Raw genomic sequence first — 19,278 nt, 5'->3', positions numbered from 1 at the left:
TATAATATATCTGTTTGAACAAAGTCCCATGTCATCCGGTGATTCTCTGGACAGACGGAGCTTCCTTACCGCGGCCGGCAGTGCCGCGGCAGCCGCAACGCTCGCAGGTTGTTCCGGCGACGGCGGCGATGGTGGCGGAACCGAAGGTGGAGACGGTGGCGACGGCACTGGTAGCGACGGCGGTGACGGCGGAGACGGTGGGAGCGACCAGACGCTCGTGTACGCTCGCGGTGACCACCCCGAAAGCTACGACCCACAGCAGTCGACCAGCGGCGAGGTGGCGAAGGTAACCAATCAGGTGTTTGACACCCTCATCCAGTTCGCGGCCGGGAGCGGCGGCCAACTCGAAGACGCGCTCGCGACCGACTACACTCTCGAGGGAACTACCGCGACGCTGACGCTTCGCGAAGGTGTCACCTTCCACAACGGCGAAGAGTTCACCGCGTCAGACTTCAAGGCGACCTGGCAGCGGTTCACCCAGAGCGACTACGAGTACTACCTCGGCGACGAGACCCGGTCGGGGTACGGCCCGTTCACGCTCGGCGACTGGATCGAAAGCGTCGACGCGAGCCAGGACTACGAGCTGACAATCGAGCTTACACAGCAGTTCGCGCCGTTCCTGCGGAACCTCGCGATGTTCGCCTCGGCAGTCCTCTCGAAAGCCCAGATCGAGTCGTTGGGCGACAACCAGACTGACCTCGGAAGCGAACCCGCGGGCACCGGGGCCTTCCAGTTCGACACGCTCGACAACCCGAACGAGCGCATCCGACTGCGGGCCAACAACGACTACTGGGGTGACGGCCCGAACGTCGGAACGGTCATCTTCAAGACCATCACCGAAAACAGCACGCGAGTGCAGGACGTCATCAACGGGGCCTCACACATCACGGACAACCTCGACTCCTCCGGATTCCAGCGCGCCGAGGAAAGCGGGACGGCGACGCTGTTGCGGAAGGACGGCATCAACCACGGCTACATGGCGATGAACATGGCCCGGTTCGAGCCGTTCCGGGACCGGCAGGTCCGCCAGGCCATCGCCCACGCCGTCAACACCGAGGCCATCGTCAACCAGATCTACCAGGGCTTTGCGACCCAGGCCTCCCAGCCGCTCCCACCGGACGTGCTCGGGCACAACGACGACCTCGATCCGTATCCGACGGACAAGGAGCAGGCCCAGTCGATGCTCGAAGAGGCGGGCTACGGCGACGGCTTCGAGTTCGAACTCGCGACGTTCTCGAACCCTCGCGGATACAACCCCAGCCCGGTCAACACGGCGAATCAGGTGAAGTCTGACCTGGAGGAAATCGGTCTGACGGTCAACATCAACCAGTTCTCCAACTTCGGGCCGTATCTGGACTACACGTCGGCCGGGAAACACGACGCGTGTTTCCTCGGCTGGTACACCGACAACGCCGACCCGGACAACTTCCTGTACGTCCTGCTAGACCCACAGGTCGAGATGGACGCCGTACCCGACGGGCAGGACTGGGTCAGTTTCGACGCCGACGGGTACAACACCCTCAACGTTTCCGGCTGGGCCAACGCCGACTACATGGAACTGGTCCGGGAAGCCCAGAAGACCTACGCGGAGGGCGACCGCGAGACGATGTACGAAGAGGCCAGCCAGATAGCCTACGACGAGTCCCCGTGGGTGTTCATCGACTACGCCGAGACGCTCCGGGCGGTCAACGAGGCTGTCGTCGAAGACACCTACACGATCAGCTCCGTAGGTGGCCCGTATCTTAACACAGTCGAACTGCAGTAGCGCTTCAAGGGAACTTCCGAATGAACTGGACACAGTTTCTTTTCAGGCTGGCTGAGCCGGTGGTACCGCCACGGTTCGTCATCAAGCGACTGCTGTTGCTCATCCCGGTGCTGTTCGGCGTCGCGTCGGTCGTCTTCGCGATCCTCCACCTGGCTCCGGGCGACCCGGCTGTCATTATCGCCGGCCAACGTGCGTCAGCCGAACAGCTCGAACAGATACGTGTTGAACTGGGACTTCGGCGGCCGCTCTGGGAGCAGTACCTGACCTTCCTGTGGGACGCAGCACGGTTCGACTTCGGGCAGTCCTACAGCATTAGCCGCGGGAACAGCGTCCGCTCGGTCATCTCCGACCGACTCCCGATCACGCTCGAACTCGCGATTTACGGCCAGGCAGCGGGCATCCTGCTCGGTCTGCCGCTGGGCATCATCTCCGCGGTCAAGCAGGATTCGCTGACGGACCACGTTACCCGTATCGGGGCGCTGACGGGTATCTCGGTCCCGATATTCTGGTCCGGTCCGCTGCTCATCCTGCTGTTCTCGACGTACCTCGACGTGTTCCCGACCAGCGGGCGTATCGCCTCAACGCTGTTTCTGCCCGACACCTGGACGCTGTTCGGCCGGGAACTGCCCCTGACCGGGATGATAACGGTCGATACGATCCTGCTCGGGAATACCGAGGCCTTCCTCTCGGCGGCGCATCACCTGTTCCTGCCGGCGGTGGTCATCGGTGTCTACTCGACGGCACTGATTTCGCGGATGATGCGCTCCTCGATGCTCGAAGTCATCCGGCAGGACTACATCCGGACCGCGCGGGCGAAGGGTCAGGGTGCGAAAATCACGCTGATGAAACACGGCTTCCGGAACGCGCTGATTCCGGTCGTCACCGTCATCGGCATCCAGTTCGGGACGCTGCTGGGCGGGGCAGTCCTGACCGAGACCGTGTTCGGTATCAACGGGATGGGGCTGACTATCGTCACCGCCATCGGCGTCTCGGACTACCCGGTCGTGCAGGGAACGGTGCTCACCTTCGCCTTGCTGTTTACGCTCGTGAACCTCTTCGTCGACGTCACCTACAGCTACCTCGACCCACGGATTCAACAATGAGTACGGACACCGAGACACGGGGCACGCTGGGACGCCTGCGGGCGTCCCCGTTCCTCGCCGACCTGCTGACGAACCGCCTCGCCGTCGTCGGGCTGACGATCATCCTCGGCATGGCCGCTGTCGCCATCTACGCCCGCGTGACCTACGACCTCGGCGCGCTTGCCGGCTCACAGCTCGGTACCGAGATCGCTGACCGCGCACCGCCCGGCTGGCTCGGTCCCGCGCCCGCGAATCAACAACTGTTCGGGACGGACGCGGCGGCCCGTGACATCTACAAGCGGAGCCTGTACGGCGCGTGGCTGGCCCTGAAGTTCGGGACGATTACCGTCGGTACATCGACTACCGTCGGTGTCGGCCTGGGTATTATTGCGGCGTACTACGGCGACGTGACCGACAACGTCATCATGCGGACGATGGACGTGCTGCTTGCGTTCCCGCCGCTATTGCTCGCGCTCGCACTGGTCGCCATCTTCCCGCGGGACCTCGGTCTCTGGCGGGCCGTGGTGGCGCTCGTGCTGGTGTACACGCCGCGGTTCGCCCGAGTCGTCCGCGGGGCCGCGCTCAAAGTGCTCGAAGACGAGTACGTCGACGCCACAGTTGCGCTTGGCGCGACCGACCCGCGAGTTCTCGTCCGTCACATCCTGCCGAACACGCTCGCGCCGATCACCGTCCAGTCGACGCTGAACTTCGGGCTCGCCATCATCGACCTCGCGGCGCTGTCTTTCCTCGGGTTCGGCGCACAGGCCGGGACGCCATCGTGGGGCCTGATGCTCTCTCGCGGTGTCGAGAACGGCCTGCTGACCGGCGAGTGGTGGCTCTCCTTCTTCCCGGGGCTGTTCCTCGCTATCACCGTCCTCGGGTTCAATCTCCTCGGCGACGGGATGCGCGACGCGCTCGATCCGCGGATGCGTGATGCCATCGACTGATGGCCCAGAGCGGTGACCCACCCCGACTCCGGCAGTACGTTGCGGCCCGGGCACGACTGGTGGGGAGTGGCCTTGTCGTCGGTCTGGTGCTTGGCGGCCTCGGAACGGCGGGCTGGACGCTCTACACCGGTGATGTGCGGTCGAGTGAAGCGACGGTGTTCGCCCTCGGCGCACTGGTGTTCGGCTTCGGCCTGCTGGGCTGGTCGGGGTCGATACTCGCCGGCCGCGGCATCGAAGCCATGCAGGAACACATGGGCACGCGAAGCAATTGGACCGAGCGCGACTCGCGGCGGGCAATGGCCCGTCTCTGTGGCGGTGGCGGCGGAATAATGGTCGGGACGTCCGTCGTCGCGGCGCTACTCTAGCCGTTCGCCGTCCGCGCCGCGGACGTTCTCGCCCTGATGGTCGTAGAACACGTCCTCTTGCGCGGTGCTGTCGGCAGCTTCCAGCGCGTCGCCGCGCTCGTAGACGACTGTCCCCCGGACCATCGTCCATTCGGGGAACACCGCCTCACGGCCCTCGAACGGCGTCCAGTTGCACTTCGAGTGGAGCGTCTCACCGCTGATCTCGCTCGTCTCGGTCGTGTCGACGAGCACGAGGTCGGCGTCCTTGCCGGCTTCGATGGCCCCCTTCTGCGGGATGTCGAAAACGTCGGCGGGATTTCGTGCGGTGAGGTCGCGAACGCGCTCGTAGGTGAGGCCGCTGTCCGGGTCGCGTGCTTCAGCCAGTAGGAGCGGGAGAACAGTCTCGACGCCAGGGACGCCCGACGGAGCGTCCCAGATGCTGGCGTCCTTCTCCTCGCGGGTGTGTGGCGCGTGGTCCGTCGCGATCATGTCGACGGTGCCGTCGACAACACGCTCGTAGAGCTTCTGGCGGCGCTTCTCGCGGCGCAGGGGCGGGTTCATCCGTCCGAACGTCCCCAGTTCGGAGAGGTCGCGCCGAGAGAGCAGCAAGTGATGGGGCGTCACTTCGGTCGTCATCCCGGCCTCGCTGGCGATGTCGACGCCCTCCGGCGTGGAGGTGTGCGCGATGTGAATGGTCGTGTCGTGCTCTTTCGCGACGGAACAGGCCCGCTCGACGGCCTTTTCTTCAGCTTTCGCGGTCCGGAACGCGCTCCAGGCGTCGGCGTCGTCGCGGGCCCTCGCGTCGTCGTTGAAGTAGTCGGCGTCCTCGGCGTGGACCGTGACCGGCACGTCGTTGTCAGCAGCGGCCTCCAGCGCGTCGGCGAACAAGTCGGCCTCGATACCCATGTCGCCGGTGGAGTCCGCGAGGAACACCTCGCCGAGCGCGAACAGGCGACGGCGCAGGAGGACGTTCGGAATCCAGTCGGCCGTGACGCCGCCGTTGATACCCCAGTCGACGACGGAGTCGGCGGCGAACTCGGCTTTCTGGTCGAACGCCTCACCGTCGACGGTCGGCGGGTCGGTGTTTGGTTGGTCGACGACAGTCGTGACGCCGCCGGCCGCCGCCGACCGTGAGCCGCTCTCCCACGTCTCCTTGTGGGGGTAGCCGGGCTGGCGGAAGTGAACATGAGCGTCGATCATTCCCGGGAACAGACGCTTGCCAGTCGCTTCGATGACGTGCTGGTCGGATGCGTCGAGGTCGCGGCCGACTTCGACGATGGACTCGCCACGCACCCGGATGTCGCGTTGGTGACCGTCCGGCAGCGTCGCGTTACGGATGAGCATACGCCCAGTCGGCCGGGCGCACCCCTAAGTCTCTCGGATAGCGTTCACCGACACGTCGCGGCCGTCAGCCAGCGACCGCTCCAGCGCCGCGATGACCCGGTCGGGGTCGTCGGTCCCCCCGGCGTTGGCGACGCTCCCGACGCTCATCGGGTCGAACGGAACGTCGAGCGCCTCGTAGATGGGAGCCAGCACCTCGGCGATAGACTCGTGGTCCCGAACGACGACGATACCGCCGACGACAGCCACGGACTGGCGGACGCGCTGGGCGAGCCCGGCAATCTTGCCGTCGGCCTGGAGCGAGTGGCTCCCCGGACAAAAGGAGGCGTCCGGTTCACCTGTCCGAGCGGGGATTCCGCAGTCGTCGAGCGCGCGCTGCACAGCGGCTTTGGCCCACTCGTAGCGGTCGTCGATGGTCCCTCGCGGGTCATCGGTCGGGACGGCGAGCGAAAACGAGACGGTCGACCCGGTGTAGGCGACGGCGCGACCCCCCACGGCGCGCTCGATGGCGGTGTACCCCCGGTCGCGAGCGGCCCGGCGCGCTCGGTCGTAGCCGTCGCTGTTCGTGTCGCGGCGGCCGAACGCGACCTGTCTGTGCGGTCGCCAGGCTCGCAGAGCTGGCTCGCGGTCTTCGGCGACCGTCTCGGCCATCTCGCGGGTCCGCTCGAAGTCGGTTTCCGGGTCGGCGGCGCGGCCCCGTAGCAGACGCATAGCGGACCGTGCGGCCCCTCGGTCTTAAAACGATCTGCCGGTCAAGCAGATACCCCTCAGCGGCGGATAGCGAACAGGCGACACACAGCTATCGCGGCGGGACGTGTCGCGCTCCCGCTGCCCCCGCCGCGGTCCTCGTCAGCGCACACGAAGCGGTGGCCCCGGCATGGGTCTTGAACCCTCGGACGACAGAGCCATAGCGGTACACCCCTAATCGCCGTCGATGCCCGTCACGATATCGCGGGACGTGCTCGTCCAGTACTACCGGTTTTCCCTGTACAACTCGCCGTTCGACGCCCACGACGAGGGGTGTGCCATCGACCTCTATCCCGACGGCGACCGCGCGCCGTCGCCGGTCGCCGGCGAAGTGCTCGACACGAAGACAGTGCAGGCTCCGCCGAAGGCATACGCCGCCGAGCACGACCACCTCATTCTGGTCGATACCGGCGACACCGTTGCGCGACTGCTGCACGTCGACCCCGCCGTCGAACCCGGCGAGACGGTGGCCGTCGGCGACGACCTCGGGGAGCTGGTCCGGGCGGGCTTTTTCGCGCCGTGGGTCCCGAACCACATCCACCTCGGCTTCCGAGCCCCGGACGCCAACCCCTACCGGGCGTCGGGGTCGCTGCCGGTCGACGTGGCCGTCGACGTGACGCCGCTGTCCTGGGACGGGACCGGCACTGTCGTCGACGGCGGCGAGACGTGGGTTCGACTGGACGAACCTGCACATCCGGCTCCGGGCGAGTCCTTTGTCGGCATCGCCAACGACGTCGATGGCGACGAGTCGGGCGTTCTCGACGGTGGCCTCCCCCACTACTCGGGCGGTGGATTGCTGGCCAGCAGGGGGACAGCGGCCACCGCTATCGCCGGAACGCGTGTCGGGACGGCCGATGGCCGAACGGTCGCATGGAACGACCTGACCGTGCTGGCAAACGGCGAACCGATAACCGGCATCGCGCTGTTCTGTGGCCGCGAGCGCTTCGGCGCGAAGCTCGTCGGCGAAGGCATCGACCTCGCCGTCGGTGACGAGGTGCAGGTAACCATCGAGCGGGCCACGACCGGTGACAAGGCGTCGCTGTGACTATGGTTTGTCGTACCGCTCGGGATGTGCGCGGAAGTCCAGGTCGTACTCGGGACCTTCCTTGACCTCGGCCACGTCGCCGCGAGCAGGGTCCCCAGCCATCCGTCAGGCGAAGGCGAGTTCGTCTCGGTCGGTCAGTTCGCCGAACAGCCAGTCGGCGTGGTCTAGTGCGTACTCGCGGTGGTCCTCCTCGATGTAGCCGACGGCGTCCTTGACGAGGACCGGGCGGTAGTCGCGCAGGCCGGCGCTAGAGGCGGTGTGGAGCACGCAGACGTTCGCGAGCGTGCCACAGATAGCCAGGTCCTTGATTCCGTGGGCGTCGAGCCACCCCTCCAGTTCCGTCTGGTAGAAGGCGTCGTAGGTGTGCTTGACGACGACCAGATCCTCGTCCTGCCGGTCGAGGTCCTCGACGAGTTCGGTCTCCCAGGAACCTTCGACGACGTGTTCGCCCCACCGGTCGAACTCGTCGTAGTAGTGGGTGTCCTCGAACTGATCGGGTGGATGGACGTCGCGAGTGAACACGACTTTCGCGCCGGCCTCACGGGCGCGCTCGACGAGTTCGGCGCAGGGCTCGATAGCCGCTTCGCTGTCCGGTGCGTAGAGGCTTCCATCGGGGTGACAGAAGCCGTTCTGCATATCGACGACGACCAGAGCGGTCTGTGCTGGGTCGAGTTCCATGCGGGACCTTGGGAGGGCGCGACTACGAAAGTTACTCCCACGGTGTATTTCGGACGGCGAGAACAAACACGAGCAGTCTTTCTGACCGACGAATGTTCCCGCGATTAGCGTGTGACTTTTCACTGTGGTAACCCACTCTAAAGGTAGATGCGTCGCCCTTTCGCCCTCGTCGTTCTCTGTGCCGTTGTGCTGTTACTGGCAGGCTGTCAGGCACCCAGTGCGTCGCCCGAGATGGAAACCGGTGGCGACGACCTGACTGCTAGCGAGCCCGCGACCGACTACGGGAGCAACGACTCCGCCCCGCCAGCGCCTGCGACGGACCGGCTGGGCTACGAGAACGGCTACTGGTACAACGAATCGCTGTCGGTAACAACCGAGGACGGACTGAACGAGACAGAGCGGGAAGCCGTCGTCGCCCGGACGATGGCCCGCGTCGAGCGGATTCGCGGGCTGGAGTTCGAGGAGACAGTGCCGGTCTCCGTCGTCTCGCGAGCCGAGTATCGAAACAACACGGGCGGCGGCGAAACCGGCGATTCGCTGCGTCGGTTCGACAACGCGAAGTTCGAGGCGCTGTTTTTCATCGGCGAGGACCGCGACTCCATCGCCGTCCAGAACAGCAACCGCGGGGAGAGCGTGCTTGGCTACTACAGCAGCCAGCGCGGTGAAATCGTCATCGTCAGCGATTCCGAGACGCCGACGATAAGCCGGGGGACGCTGGCCCACGAACTCGTCCACGCCCTGCAGGACCAGCACTTCGGTCTCGAAAGTGACGCGCGGACGCGGGATCAGGTGCAGGGTCGAAACGGAATGGTCGAAGGCGACGCCGTCGCCGTCACCCAGACCTACACCGACCGCTGTGGGGAGGCGTGGCGCTGTATCGACAGGCCCGCCCAGAGCGGCGGTGGCGGCGGCGACCGCCACTTCGGCATCAACTTCATGCAGTATTTCCCCTATAGCGACGGTCCCGGCCTGATCGGAGATCTCCGAGACCGCGGCGGCTGGAGTGCTGTCAACGACGCCTACGACGACTATCCCGACGGGGCCGCCGAAGTGACCTACTCCGAGCGCTACCCCGAATGGGAACCCGAGTCAGTTTCGCTTGCGGACCGGTCCAGCGACGACTGGGAGCGGGTCAGGCCCTCGACCGACCGGGACCGCCCCGATTACGCCGTCGTCGGCCCCTCTGCCATCGCCGGATCGATGGCGTACACTATCGCCGACGACTACAACGAGTCGAGCGTCGTCCGGACGCGTGACGTCATCAACTACGAGGACGGGTCGCTGGACAGCGACGACCCGTACAACTACGACCTGCCCGCGACCGACGGCTGGGCGGGCGGCCAGATGCACGTCTACGACAACGGCGACGAGACGGCCTACGTCTGGAAAACGACCTGGGCCAGCGAGGCCGACGCTCGCGAATTCGCCGACGCCTGGGAGGAGGTCATCGCCCACTGGGGCGGCACCAGAACCGCGGAGGGCCACTGGCTCATCGAGGAAGACAGTCCCTACACCGACGCTGTCGCCGTCAGAGTCGACGGGGAGACGGTCACCGTCGTGAACGCGCCGACGGCCGACGAACTCGACGAGGTCCACGATGCGTAAGGAACTGCTCATTGTGCTGGCGGTCGTCCTGGCGGGCTGTACAGTCCCGTCCTTCGGCGGCAGCGACCACCCCGAGACACCGAACGGGGGAGACGCTATCGGCTACGAGAACGGCTACTGGTACGACGACTCGGTGTCGGTGACGACTGACGACGGCTTGAACGAGACAGAACGGGAGGCCGTCGTCGCCCGGACGATGGCCCGCGTCGAGCAGGTCCGCGACCTAGAGTTCAAAGAGCCGGTCCCGGTTTCGGTCATCTCCCGGTCGGAGTACCAGAACCGGTCTGGGGGCAACGAGGGCGGCGGCAGCAGTCGTCCACAGGACCCCTGGAACGACCAGGTGTGGGAAGCGCTTCTGCTCATCGGCGAGGATTCGGGCAGCAGCGACGAAATCGACGACACGCTCTCGACGACAGTGCAGGGCTACTACTCACCGAGCGAGGACGAAATCGTCATCGTCAGCCCGGCGGAGACGCCACAGGTCGACCGGCGGACGCTCTCACACGAACTCGTTCACGCCCTGCAGGACCAGCACTTCGGGCTGAACGGGTCCACGAAGACACAGGACACGCAACTGTCTCGGCAAGGCGTCACCGAGGGCGAGGCCAACTACGTCCGCATCCTCTACGAGCGCCGCTGTGGTGACGGCTGGGGCTGTATCGCCCTCCCGGACCGGGCCAGTGACGACGGCGGAAGCAGCGACGGAGACGACGCCAGCCAGGAACCGAGCTACAACGAGGGGCTGTTCACCGTCCTCTACCAGCCCTACGTCACCGGGCCGCGGTTCGTCGACCAGGTGCGCTCTGACGGCGGCTGGGACGCCGTCGACGCCCTTCACGACGACTTCCCCGATAGCACCGAGCAGGTGCTCCACCCGGAGAAATATCCCGATGAGAAGCCCGTGAACGTCAGCGTCGCGGACCGCTCGAACGAGGAGTGGAGCCGCTTCGACCACGACCCGGTCGGCGACACGGTCGGGGAGACCTCGATCTACGCGATGATGTACCACAACGGCCAGACGGAGGGCGACCGCTACAGCTACGAGAGCGAGATATCGGCGGGCTGGGGCGGCGACCTCGTCGTACCGTATCGCAACGGCTCCGGCGGCTACGGCTACGTCTGGGAGACCCGCTGGGACACCGAGGAGGACGCCAGCGAGTTCGCACAGGCGTATCGAGCGGCGCTGACCGAGGAACACGACGCCAGCCAGCCCCGAAGCAACGTCTACGTCGTCCCGGCGGACGACCAGTTTAACGACGCCTTCCGCGTCGTCCGGTCCGGCAAGACCGTCCGCATCGTCAACGGGCCGACGGTGAGCGACCTCGACGAGGTTCACCAGCCAGCAGGCTGAATGCGGCGCGTCAGCGGGCGAGCGCCGGCTAACCGAGCGTGCGACGGTACGCGAAGCGGCCGAATCCGATGACGGTGACGAGAGCTGTCGCGTACGCAGTCAGGTCGTACGGTGGCCGCGAGACAGCGAGATAGACGGCGACCGTCCCGAGCGAAGCGAGGCCACAGACGGCCCAGAGGGCGACGGCCCAGCGGCCGCTGGTTGGTGCGTCTGTGTCCCTCGTGGCGTCCTTGCTCCCGCCGTCCGCGGTGTCTCGGTCGAGAATCCGCGTGGGGTCGTCCGGAACGTCACCACCGGCATCGGACTGTGAAAACGGGTCGCGCTCGTCCCGGTTCAGCGGAATCCGTGAGAGGACGAACCGTAGCCACCGCGTTCGCGGCGTCAATGTGTCGCCGAGCAGCAGGAGGCCGAACGCGATCAGGACGCCAGCGGGAAAGAAGTCAAAGCGCTGAACGAGGTAGGCGTCACCGGGACTGTCCGGGTTGTAGTAGACGGGTACCGACGCCCCCGTATCGTAGTTCGACAGCACCTGCACGGCGCGGTCCCGCCGGTTCGTGTCGATGTCGGACCCGAAAGCGATGTCGCGACCCGTGTAGGCCTGGCCGTCGACGCGATAGGTGTAGGTCACGTTCGGCCGGTAGTGCTGATTGCCACCCAGCGTCGGTCGTCCGATCTCGGTGTACGTGTCCATCTCGCTAGCCTCGACCGTGCCTGTCGTCGTGGCATAGCCAGTCGCGGTCCGGTACTGAGAACCGCCGAGGATGGTCCCGGTCGCAAGCAGCGCGAGCGCTAACAGGAGGGCGACGGAGCGGCGAGGACTGAGCACGCCCGGTGGATACCTGCGGTACCGCAGAAAGCGTTACGAGTGCGAATCCTCGGAAGACCGCGACGTGCTGAAAACGGCATCTCGCGACCGCCAATCGGACCGCTTTTTCAGGCCCCCGGTCCTAGACCACCCAATGACCGAGGAGTTCGACGTCGTCTCGCCAGAGGCGATTCGCGAGGGGCGGGCGACCGACGCCTACTTCGACCGGACGATGGAGGCGCTGGAACACGCGGGAAAGAACCCGGACGTGGTCACCGAGGTGACGGCGAACCAGTTCGCGACGGGGCAGTGGAAGCTATTGGCGGGGCTGAAAGACGCCGCCGCGTTGCTGGAGGGGCGACCCGTCGACGTGGACGCGCTCCCCGAGGGCCAACTGTTCGACGGCGGCCCGGTGATGCGAATCGAGGGGCCGTACCGGGAGTTCTGTCGCCTGGAGACGGCGCTGCTTGGCTTTCTCTCGCATCCGACTGGCGTCGCGACGCGGGCGCTAGAAGCCCGGTACGCCGCACCGGAGTCGACGGTTCTCTCCTTTGGCTCGCGGCACGTCCACCCATCGATAGGCGCGATGGTCGAGCGGTCGGCGCTGCTGGGCGGCCTCGACGGCATCTCGAACGTCGCCGCGGGAGAAATCATCGGCCGGGACGCTGGCGGGACGATGCCCCACGCGCTGATGATTTGCTTCGGCCGCGGGAATCAGGAGGACGCGTGGCAAGCGTTCGACGCCGCTGTGCCGGAAGAGACGCCACGCATCGCGCTGACGGACACCTACAGCGACGAGACCGACGAAGCCCTCCGCGCAGCGGAAGCCGTCGACGACCTCGCGGGCGTCCGACTGGATACCACCGGGTCGCGCCGCGGGGACTTCCGCCACATCGTCCGAGAGGTGCGCTGGACGCTGGACGCCTACGGCCACGAGGACGTGAACCTGTTCCTCTCGGGCGGTATCACTCCGGCAACCATGCGAGAGCTTCGGGACGTGGCCGACGGCTTCGGCGTCGGGAGCTACGTCGCCAACGCCGATCCGCTGGACTTCGCGCTGGACATCGTCGAACTGGACGGCGAGCCGGCGGCCAAGCGGGGGAAGCTCACGGGCAGAAAGTCCGTGTACCGCACCGCCGACGGCGGCCACCACATCGGTCTGGCCGACCGCGACGGGCCAGCGGACGCCGAGTCGCTACTGGAACCACTGATTCGTGACGGGGAAGTCGTCAGGGAGTTCGACCTCGACGGGGCCATCGACCGCGCGGCTGCGGACGCCGAACGGGTCGGCTATGAGGGCGTGACCGCGGCCGAGTAACGGGCGTTAAGTCTCGGGCCTGCAAATACGGGGTATGGTCGACCGTATCATGAAGGTCAACGCGTACACGACCTTCGACCTGCTCGACGGTGAGGTAGAGGGCCACGGCTTCGAGGAGGAGGCCCTGGCCGTGCTGAACGTGACCGCGCCGCGGAAGAACCCGGACCACGTCGAACTCCAGTTAGAGATGGACAACACCGACCTCGACGCGGTGAAACCACATGCGGACTCGGTGACGCTGTCGGCGGCCCAGGCCCGCGAACTGGCAACCGAACTGGAGGAATACGCAGGGAAGGTCGAAGACGCACAATCGGAGTAGTCTGTCACTCTCAGTGACATTCAGTCGTTACGACGGTTCGGTAATTCTATGGTGTGAAAACACATACCACGAGATATGTCAACCGAGACGCCCGGTAATCCAGCCGCACGGGAGCTGGGCTACTGCCCGTGCTGTGGCTACCAGACACTCCCCGAGGGGCGGCCCGGGTCGTACGAGATGTGTCCGGTGTGTCACTGGCTCGACGACCCAATCCAGTTCGGCGACGCGGAGTTCGTCAGCGATACGAACCATGTGTCGCTGACGGAAGCGCGCGAGAACTTCAGCGAACACGGGGCGTGTTCCCCCGACGAGGCCGGGGACTGCGAGGAGCCGACGGGCCTCGACCGCGACCCGAACTGGCCCTACGAGGGGTAGTGCCCGAACTCAGGCCGCGAGCGCGATATCCAGATACAGCATGACGATGACGCCGGCCATCAGGCCGAGCGTCGCGACGCGTTCGTAGCCGCGCTGGTGCGTCTCGGGGATTATCTCGTCGGAAATCACGAACAGCATCGCGCCCGCCGCAAACCCCATCGCGTAGGGCAGGAGCGGTTCGACGGTCACGACGGCGACAGCGCCGAGCACCGCGAGCGGGATTTCCACGACGCCGGAACGAATCCCGGTGAAGACGGCGTAGAGTCGCCGGTCCAGACCCGCGTTGATTGCCGCGACGGAGACGGCCAGCCCCTCGGGGATGTTCTGGATGCCGATGGCGAGCATCAGCGAAATCGCGCCCCCGATCCGGAGCGGGTCGCCGGCGGCCGCGCCGAAGCCGACACCGACGGCCAGCCCTTCAGGAACGTTGTGCAGCGTGATCGCGAGGATGAACAGGATGACGCCCGTCAGTTTCGACTCGTCGACCGAGAGGTCCTGACTGGGGTTGGCCGCGTCCGACCGGCGGCTCCCGGTCAGGAGGTAGTGGGCGTGCGGGACGAGGCCGTCCGCCCGGTCGAGGAACAGCGCGCCGAGCGCGACGCCGACGAGCGTCGGAATCGGATTTCCGGCCGAGTACTCCTCGATACCGGGGATGATGAGGCTCGTGAACGCGGCGGCCAGCATCACGCCGGCGGCGAAGCCCAGCGCCGTGTCCAGCGCCCGCTCCGAGGGGTCACGCCAGACCAGCACGAGCGACGCGCCGAAGAGGTTCATCGTCGCGATGATGACCCCGCCGACGAGGCCGTTTATCAGCGGGTCGGTGCCGACGAGGTCGACGAACAGGTCGACGAACCCGGATTGCATTGTCGAGTAGTGGACGTCGCCCCCTCTTGGATGTACCGGCAGTCGGGAGGGGGCGTCTCAGGTTCTGGTGTCGTCCCCGTACAGATCGGAAAACCCCGGCTCGCTCAGGTTGTCCAGCCGGCTTCAGGTAGCGCCTTCTACTGGTAGGGACCATATTCGAGCGAGTAAACGCTGTGTTAGAACGGTTCCGGCGACCCGACGAGCCGCTGCATCTCCATCGCGCTGGAGAAGTCCTCGCGGGAGACCACACGGGTCCCCTCGGGGCCGTCGACGAAGGCGGCGGTGGCTCTGGCGGTGTCGAGTTGGACGAGCGCGTCGAAAGCGGCCGTCTCCGAGGCAAAGCGCGGCAGGTCGGTCTCCATCAGGTCGGCGACGGTGTCGGCCTCACGTTCGGCCTTCGAGAGTTCCCTGAAATCGCCGACGGTGACGACGCCGACCACGTCGCCGCCGCGCGTGACAGCGAACTCCGTCCGCCGGTCGGCGAACATCCGGTCGACGAGGTCCTCGACGCTGGCGCTGGCCTCGATAGTCGCGTCGAGCGGGCTGGCCACGTCGTCGACGGTCAGCCCTTCCAGCAGGGCGGCCAGGGCAACCGTGCGGGATTCACTCGACGCAGCACCGTAGACGAACAGTGCGAGCAGCAACAGCAGCGGGCTGAACGAGAGGACGCCGACGACGGCGAACAGCACGGCGAACCCGGTCCCGATTCGAGCGGCGATGCGGGTCGCCGTCGCGTAGGGCCGCTTCCGCGCCAGCAGCGCCCGGAGGACGCGGCCGCCGTCCATCGGGAACGCCGGCAGCATGTTGAACACGGCGAGGAAGAGATTGGTGACGGCCAGCCAGCCAACGACGAACAGTGTCACCTGCGCGCCCGCCGGCAGGGCGAACAGCGCGGCGTAGCAGGCGAGCCCGGTCAGAATACTCACGGCTGGGCCGGCCAGCGCGATGACGAGTTCCCGGTTCCACTCCTTGGGCATGGATTCGAGGCTGGCGAGGCCGCCGAGAATCCAGAGCGTGATCGACTCTACCCGGAGCCCGTAGCGCATCGCCGCCCAGGCGTGGCCCAGTTCGTGCAGTGCGACGCTGGCGAACAGACCCACCGCCGCGGCGGTGCCGATGAGCCACGGCGTCTGGCCCGCGGTCAGCACCGTGAGGTCGAGCGTCACGCCGGAGAGAGCGCTCACGATGCCGGCGTACACCGATATCTGAGCCCCGCTACCGATAATCCAGGCCAGCACCGGCAGGAAAATCAACAGCGAGACGTTGACTCGTATCGGAATCCCCCAGACCGTCGTGATGTGGAAGTTTCGCACGGGAAGCCAAACGAACAGTGGCCGGGTATAACTTCTGACTAGGGATGACGCCGACGAGTAGCGGCCTTATTCAGGGTGTAGCGTGTACGGACACCTAATGACAGTTCGACACGACGGGCTGACCGTCGACTGGCTGGGGTACGCGACGCTCCGGTTCGCCAGCGACGACACGGTGGTGTACGTCGACCCCGGCCGGTACGGCGTGCTCACCGGCGAGTGGGAGCCCCACACGGACGGTATCGGCCATCCGCCCAGCAGCGACTATCGGCCGGAGGACGGCGACGTGGTGTGTGTGACCCACGTCCACCACTACGACCCGGACGGCATCGAGCGCGTCGCAAGCGAGGACGCGACAGTCGTCGCCTACGAGGGCATCGACGAGCGCGTCGGCGACCGGGACCTCCCGCCGCTGTCCTCGCTCCCCTACGACGTGGTCGAGGTCGGGATGAAATCACAAACGACGGTCAAGGATGTGCCCATCTGGTCGACGCCGGCGTATAACGAACCGGACGGCCCGCACACGCTCCCCGACGGAACGCCCTATCATCCGGAGGGTTTCGGCTGTGGCTTCATGGTCGCCGTCGAGGGGACCAGGGCGTTCTATCCGGGTGATTCGGACGTACTGCCGGGGCATCGGACCCTTGAGGTGTCGCTGCTGTGTCCGCCCATCGGCCCGCGGGCGACGATGGACCGCCACGAGGCCGCCGCCCTCGCGGCGACTATCGACCCGGACCTCGTGATGCCGGTCCACTACAACACCTTCTCGAACCTCGAAGCCGACTCCAGAGAGTTCGCCGCCGACGTGGCCGAGGCCGGCGTCCCGGTCGTACTGGACGAGCAGTGAGCGAGTGCCCGCACATCTCGAATCTTACCCGCGTTCGGCCCACTCGCTCCGATCCCGATGGGCGTCGGCGACCTCCTCGATTTCGTCCGGCCCGAGCACGCCGCGCTCGGTGACGACCGTCACCGCCGACGCCGGTGTCACATCGAAGGTAGGATTCGACACTGAGATATCGGCGTCACCGTCGTACACCTCCCAGGAGTCGCGTTCCTCCCTGTCCCACGCAGCGCGCGGCGCGAACTTGTCCGTCGCACACACGGCGTAGCAGTCCACGTCCGCGGCGGCCGCTGACAGCGCCGCGGGACGGGTACCAACTTTGTTGACCACGCGGCCATCCGGAAGGACGCGGTCGGCCCCGACGATGAGCGTGTCGGCGTTCCACGCATCCAGTTCGTGACCGAACGCCGCGTCAGTAGTCAGCGTCACCGCGGCGCTGTCGGCGAACGTCTCCGCGACGCCGACGCCTTCACCCCCGGGCCGTGACTCGGCGACGAGCACGGCCTCTGGGGCAGCGGCGTCGACCACTGCACGGACTGTCCCAGAGCGAGACAGCGTCGCGAGGCGGTCACCGACGTGCTTGGCGGCGACGGCGGCGGCGACGCGGTCGGCGGTCACCGCGTGATTCAGCGTTTCGGTCGCCGCCCGCTCGACAGCCGCCGGGGACTTGTCGGTGACGGTAGCCATCGCTCGGTCGAGACGGTTCGCGACGACGACCATCGAGGGACGCGCCGCACGTATTTCGGCGGCAAGGGCGGCGAGCGCGTCCCAGCCGTCGCCGTCCCGTTCGGCCGTCTCAATGTCGTCGCTCCGTCCGGCGTCAGCCAGGGCGGCCTCGTCGCGCAGCACCTCCAGCGCCCGGAGCGACAGCCACGCCGAGCCGTGGGTCCGGTCCTCGCGTACTGTCGCCACTCGCGGGCGAACGCGGTCCCAGGAGGTCCACAGCCGCGGGACCGTCTCGCGGACCAGTATCTCGGGCGGGTGGACCCACGCAGTCTCGGTCGTCTCCTCGTTAGTCGCGACTGTGCGGGCCGCACAGTCGAACAGGAACGGATGAACGACCCATCGAACGCCCCGGTCGTCGTCAGCGACCCGAAACGGGTCGCCCTGACGGACGAGCGTAACCGCGTCAGCCAGCCCGGTCTCCTCGTCGATTTCGGCCCGCGCGGCCGTCTCCGGGTCCCGGTCCCGGCCAGCGTCGTCGGCGACGTGTCCCGCGACCCCGCTCCACTGGCCCTGATACGAGCCGACTGCATCGCTCCGGCGCAACAGCAACACCTCGCCCTCGCTGCGCAGGAAGCACGTCACGACGGGGCGTGTCTCCATGCGAGGAGAGACGGCTGGCCGGGGCAAGAAAGTCCGGGCCAGTGAGAGCCACAGTCGAGGCGGGACGCGTTGAGAGAACTACAGCGCGTCGAGCAAGCGGTCGATGTCGTCAGCCGTGTTGAACGCGTGGACCGACGCCCGGAGCGCTTCGGGGTGGGAGAGCGACCTGATAATGACACCCTCCGCCGCGAGTCGCTCGACGGTCGCCTCGGGGTCGTCGGCAGTGAACGTCACGAGTCCCGACTCGTAGTCGCGGGGGCTCAGCAGTCGGTCGTCGAGGCCGTCCTTAAGCCGGTCAGTCAGGCGTTCGACACGGGGCTGGATCGTATCGAATCCCACCCCCTCGACCGTCTCGATAGCGTTCGCGAGCGCAACGTACGGGACCGGCGAGGTGGTGCCGACCTCGAACCGGCGCGCACCCTCGTAGTATTCATATCCGGCCCCAGTGGGATTCTCGACGCTCCGGTAGCCGATGCGAGTCTGGCGCAACCGGCTGTACGCGTCCGGGTCGACGTAGAGGAACCCGCCGCCCCAGATACCAAGCAGCCACTTGTGCCCCGCCGCGGCCACGAAATCCGCGCCCCATTCGGTCACGTCGACGGGGTGTTGCCCGACGGACTGGACGGCGTCGACGAGTACCTGCGCGCCGGCGTCGTGGGCCACGTCGACGACATCCGCGACCGGAAGTCTGGTCCCGTGTGTCCAGGTGAGCGAACTCAGCGCCACCAGTCTGGCGTCGGCCACGGCGTCTTTCACGTCTGCCATGTCGAGCCGACCACCCTCGGTTTCCAGTACGCGGACCTCGATATCGTGGGTGTCGGCCAGCCGGTCCCACGGGAGCGTTCCGGCGGGGTGTTCGAGGTCAGTCCGGACAACCACGTCGCCGGGCTGCCAGTCGATAGCCCCCGCAATCATGTTGACCCCATCGGCGGTACTGCGAGTCAACGCGACGTTGGTGGCCTCGGTTCCGATGTGGCCGGCGACGACTTCGCGGGCCGCCGCGATAGCGTCCCACGCAACCGTGTAAGGGCCGTCGCCGGCAGGTGCATCGAAGGCGTGGCGTTCGAGAAACGCCGTCGCAGCGTCGACTACAGGGCGCGGCGTCGGCCCGCTTGCCCCCGTGTTGAAGTACGTACACCGTTCGAGTGCCGGAATCGACGCTCGGAGCTCGGCTGGGTCCATGTCCGTTTCGATGGCCCCCGACGCCTTCAGCCC

General features: G+C 66.6%; 19 protein-coding genes. 11 read left to right on the top strand and 8 right to left on the bottom strand.

What is annotated here, in order from left to right; all coding sequences use genetic code 11:
• The first annotated feature begins 28 nt into the window (after nt 1-28).
• The 4 genes from C442_RS03280 to C442_RS03265 are packed head-to-tail and all read left to right on the top strand — an operon-like array spanning nt 29 to nt 4,159.
• The gene (locus C442_RS03280) at nt 29-1,765 is read left to right on the top strand and encodes an ABC transporter substrate-binding protein (RefSeq protein ID WP_008307791.1); all 1,737 of its coding nucleotides are present in this window, start codon (nt 29-31) and stop codon (nt 1,763-1,765) included.
• Between the two features lie 20 nt (nt 1,766-1,785).
• Nucleotides 1,786-2,868, top strand: coding sequence for an ABC transporter permease (locus C442_RS03275; RefSeq protein WP_008307789.1), 1,083 nt, complete (start codon nt 1,786-1,788; stop codon nt 2,866-2,868).
• Complete coding sequence (locus C442_RS03270; protein WP_008307786.1) at nt 2,865-3,794, top strand: ABC transporter permease; 930 nt, start codon at nt 2,865-2,867, stop codon at nt 3,792-3,794. Before C442_RS03275 ends, C442_RS03270 begins: the two co-directional genes overlap by 4 nt.
• Complete coding sequence (locus C442_RS03265; protein ID WP_008307784.1) at nt 3,794-4,159, top strand: DUF7268 family protein; 366 nt, start codon at nt 3,794-3,796, stop codon at nt 4,157-4,159. The genes C442_RS03270 and C442_RS03265 overlap by 1 nt, the downstream gene beginning before the upstream one ends.
• On the opposite strand, the gene C442_RS03260 is transcribed toward C442_RS03265, so the two are convergent.
• Together C442_RS03260 and C442_RS03255 are read right to left on the bottom strand one after the other, a co-directional pair.
• A complete protein-coding gene (locus tag C442_RS03260) occupies nt 4,151-5,482 on the bottom strand; it encodes a dihydroorotase (protein ID WP_008307782.1) in 1,332 nt (443 codons plus the stop codon). The genes C442_RS03265 and C442_RS03260 overlap by 9 nt on opposite strands.
• A gap of 24 nt (nt 5,483-5,506) precedes the next feature.
• Nucleotides 5,507-6,190: a lipoyl protein ligase domain-containing protein gene (locus C442_RS03255; RefSeq protein ID WP_008307781.1), complete on the bottom strand. Its 684-nt coding sequence runs from the start codon at nt 6,188-6,190 to the stop codon at nt 5,507-5,509.
• A 223-nt stretch (nt 6,191-6,413) separates the two neighbouring features.
• Here C442_RS03255 and C442_RS03250 point away from each other — a divergent pair, with 223 nt between their 5' ends.
• Nucleotides 6,414-7,271 carry a hypothetical protein gene (locus tag C442_RS03250; protein WP_008307780.1) on the top strand — a complete coding sequence of 286 codons (858 nt, stop codon included), beginning with the start codon at nt 6,414-6,416 and terminating at the stop codon, nt 7,269-7,271.
• Between the two features lie 105 nt (nt 7,272-7,376).
• Here the strand turns inward: C442_RS03250 and C442_RS03245 are convergent, their stop codons facing one another.
• Complete coding sequence (locus tag C442_RS03245) at nt 7,377-7,949, bottom strand: cysteine hydrolase family protein (protein WP_008307779.1); 573 nt, start codon at nt 7,947-7,949, stop codon at nt 7,377-7,379.
• A 147-nt stretch (nt 7,950-8,096) separates the two neighbouring features.
• Between C442_RS03245 and C442_RS03240 the strand changes: the two genes are divergently transcribed.
• Complete coding sequence (locus C442_RS03240) at nt 8,097-9,554, top strand: Hvo_1808 family surface protein (protein WP_049942799.1); 1,458 nt, start codon at nt 8,097-8,099, stop codon at nt 9,552-9,554.
• Nucleotides 9,547-10,905, top strand: coding sequence for an Hvo_1808 family surface protein (locus tag C442_RS03235; RefSeq protein WP_008307777.1), 1,359 nt, complete (start codon nt 9,547-9,549; stop codon nt 10,903-10,905). The genes C442_RS03240 and C442_RS03235 overlap by 8 nt, the downstream gene beginning before the upstream one ends.
• Nucleotides 10,906-10,933: 28 nt before the next feature.
• On the opposite strand, the gene C442_RS03230 is transcribed toward C442_RS03235, so the two are convergent.
• A complete protein-coding gene (locus tag C442_RS03230; RefSeq protein ID WP_008307776.1) occupies nt 10,934-11,731 on the bottom strand; it encodes a DUF3592 domain-containing protein in 798 nt (265 codons plus the stop codon).
• Between the two features lie 133 nt (nt 11,732-11,864).
• On the opposite strand from C442_RS03230, the gene C442_RS03225 reads away from it, so the two are divergent.
• The 3 genes from C442_RS03225 to C442_RS03215 all read left to right on the top strand — a co-directional run bounded on the left by C442_RS03225 (nt 11,865) and on the right by C442_RS03215 (nt 13,722).
• Complete coding sequence (locus tag C442_RS03225; protein WP_008307774.1) at nt 11,865-13,028, top strand: nicotinate phosphoribosyltransferase; 1,164 nt, start codon at nt 11,865-11,867, stop codon at nt 13,026-13,028.
• 34 nt (nt 13,029-13,062) lie between these two features.
• Nucleotides 13,063-13,347, top strand: a complete 285-nt coding sequence (locus C442_RS03220; RefSeq protein WP_008307772.1) for a DUF6360 family protein — start codon at nt 13,063-13,065, stop codon at nt 13,345-13,347.
• A 75-nt stretch (nt 13,348-13,422) separates the two neighbouring features.
• Entirely contained in the window at nt 13,423-13,722 is a 300-nt protein-coding gene (locus C442_RS03215; protein ID WP_008307770.1) for a CPCC family cysteine-rich protein, read from the top strand.
• Between the two features lie 9 nt (nt 13,723-13,731).
• Here the strand turns inward: C442_RS03215 and C442_RS03210 are convergent, their stop codons facing one another.
• Nucleotides 13,732-14,586 carry a ZIP family metal transporter gene (locus C442_RS03210; protein WP_008307768.1) on the bottom strand — a complete coding sequence of 285 codons (855 nt, stop codon included), beginning with the start codon at nt 14,584-14,586 and terminating at the stop codon, nt 13,732-13,734.
• 176 nt (nt 14,587-14,762) lie between these two features.
• A complete protein-coding gene (locus C442_RS03205; protein WP_008307766.1) occupies nt 14,763-15,899 on the bottom strand; it encodes a site-2 protease family protein in 1,137 nt (378 codons plus the stop codon).
• 97 nt (nt 15,900-15,996) lie between these two features.
• Here C442_RS03205 and C442_RS03200 point away from each other — a divergent pair, with 97 nt between their 5' ends.
• On the top strand, nt 15,997-16,743 hold the full coding sequence (locus tag C442_RS03200; RefSeq protein ID WP_008307764.1) for an MBL fold metallo-hydrolase: 747 nt from the start codon (nt 15,997-15,999) through the stop codon (nt 16,741-16,743).
• Between the two features lie 24 nt (nt 16,744-16,767).
• Here C442_RS03200 and C442_RS03195 read toward each other — a convergent pair whose 3' ends face one another.
• Entirely contained in the window at nt 16,768-18,063 is a 1,296-nt protein-coding gene (locus tag C442_RS03195; protein ID WP_008307762.1) for an NUDIX domain-containing protein, read from the bottom strand.
• Nucleotides 18,064-18,141: 78 nt separating this feature from the next.
• On the bottom strand, nt 18,142-19,245 hold the full coding sequence (locus tag C442_RS03190) for an aminotransferase class V-fold PLP-dependent enzyme (protein WP_049942800.1): 1,104 nt from the start codon (nt 19,243-19,245) through the stop codon (nt 18,142-18,144).
• Nucleotides 19,246-19,278: the final 33 nt, after the last annotated feature.

Source organism: Haloarcula amylolytica JCM 13557 (assembly GCF_000336615.1).
Lineage (GTDB): Archaea > Halobacteriota > Halobacteria > Halobacteriales > Haloarculaceae > Haloarcula > Haloarcula amylolytica.
This window is presented reverse-complemented; position numbering and strand designations above follow the sequence as displayed.

Bases quoted from the DNA above. Each gene is read 5' to 3' on its own strand.
- C442_RS03245 (WP_008307779.1), bottom strand. From the start codon at position 7,949: ATGGAACTCGACCCAGCACAGACCGCTCTGGTCGTCGTCGATATGCAG.
- C442_RS03220 (WP_008307772.1), top strand. From the start codon at position 13,063: ATGGTCGACCGTATCATGAAGGTCAACGCGTACACGACCTTCGACCTG.
- C442_RS03260 (WP_008307782.1), bottom strand. From the start codon at position 5,482: ATGCTCATCCGTAACGCGACGCTGCCGGACGGTCACCAACGCGACATC.
- C442_RS03255 (WP_008307781.1), bottom strand. From the start codon at position 6,190: ATGCGTCTGCTACGGGGCCGCGCCGCCGACCCGGAAACCGACTTCGAG.
- C442_RS03265 (WP_008307784.1), top strand. From the start codon at position 3,794: ATGGCCCAGAGCGGTGACCCACCCCGACTCCGGCAGTACGTTGCGGCC.
- C442_RS03210 (WP_008307768.1), bottom strand. From the start codon at position 14,586: ATGCAATCCGGGTTCGTCGACCTGTTCGTCGACCTCGTCGGCACCGAC.
- C442_RS03280 (WP_008307791.1), top strand. From the start codon at position 29: ATGTCATCCGGTGATTCTCTGGACAGACGGAGCTTCCTTACCGCGGCC.
- C442_RS03200 (WP_008307764.1), top strand. From the start codon at position 15,997: ATGACAGTTCGACACGACGGGCTGACCGTCGACTGGCTGGGGTACGCG.
- C442_RS03190 (WP_049942800.1), bottom strand. From the start codon at position 19,245: ATGGACCCAGCCGAGCTCCGAGCGTCGATTCCGGCACTCGAACGGTGT.
- C442_RS03270 (WP_008307786.1), top strand. From the start codon at position 2,865: ATGAGTACGGACACCGAGACACGGGGCACGCTGGGACGCCTGCGGGCG.
- C442_RS03235 (WP_008307777.1), top strand. From the start codon at position 9,547: ATGCGTAAGGAACTGCTCATTGTGCTGGCGGTCGTCCTGGCGGGCTGT.
- C442_RS03240 (WP_049942799.1), top strand. From the start codon at position 8,097: ATGCGTCGCCCTTTCGCCCTCGTCGTTCTCTGTGCCGTTGTGCTGTTA.
- C442_RS03275 (WP_008307789.1), top strand. From the start codon at position 1,786: ATGAACTGGACACAGTTTCTTTTCAGGCTGGCTGAGCCGGTGGTACCG.
- C442_RS03195 (WP_008307762.1), bottom strand. From the start codon at position 18,063: ATGGAGACACGCCCCGTCGTGACGTGCTTCCTGCGCAGCGAGGGCGAG.
- C442_RS03215 (WP_008307770.1), top strand. From the start codon at position 13,423: ATGTCAACCGAGACGCCCGGTAATCCAGCCGCACGGGAGCTGGGCTAC.
- C442_RS03250 (WP_008307780.1), top strand. From the start codon at position 6,414: ATGCCCGTCACGATATCGCGGGACGTGCTCGTCCAGTACTACCGGTTT.
- C442_RS03225 (WP_008307774.1), top strand. From the start codon at position 11,865: ATGACCGAGGAGTTCGACGTCGTCTCGCCAGAGGCGATTCGCGAGGGG.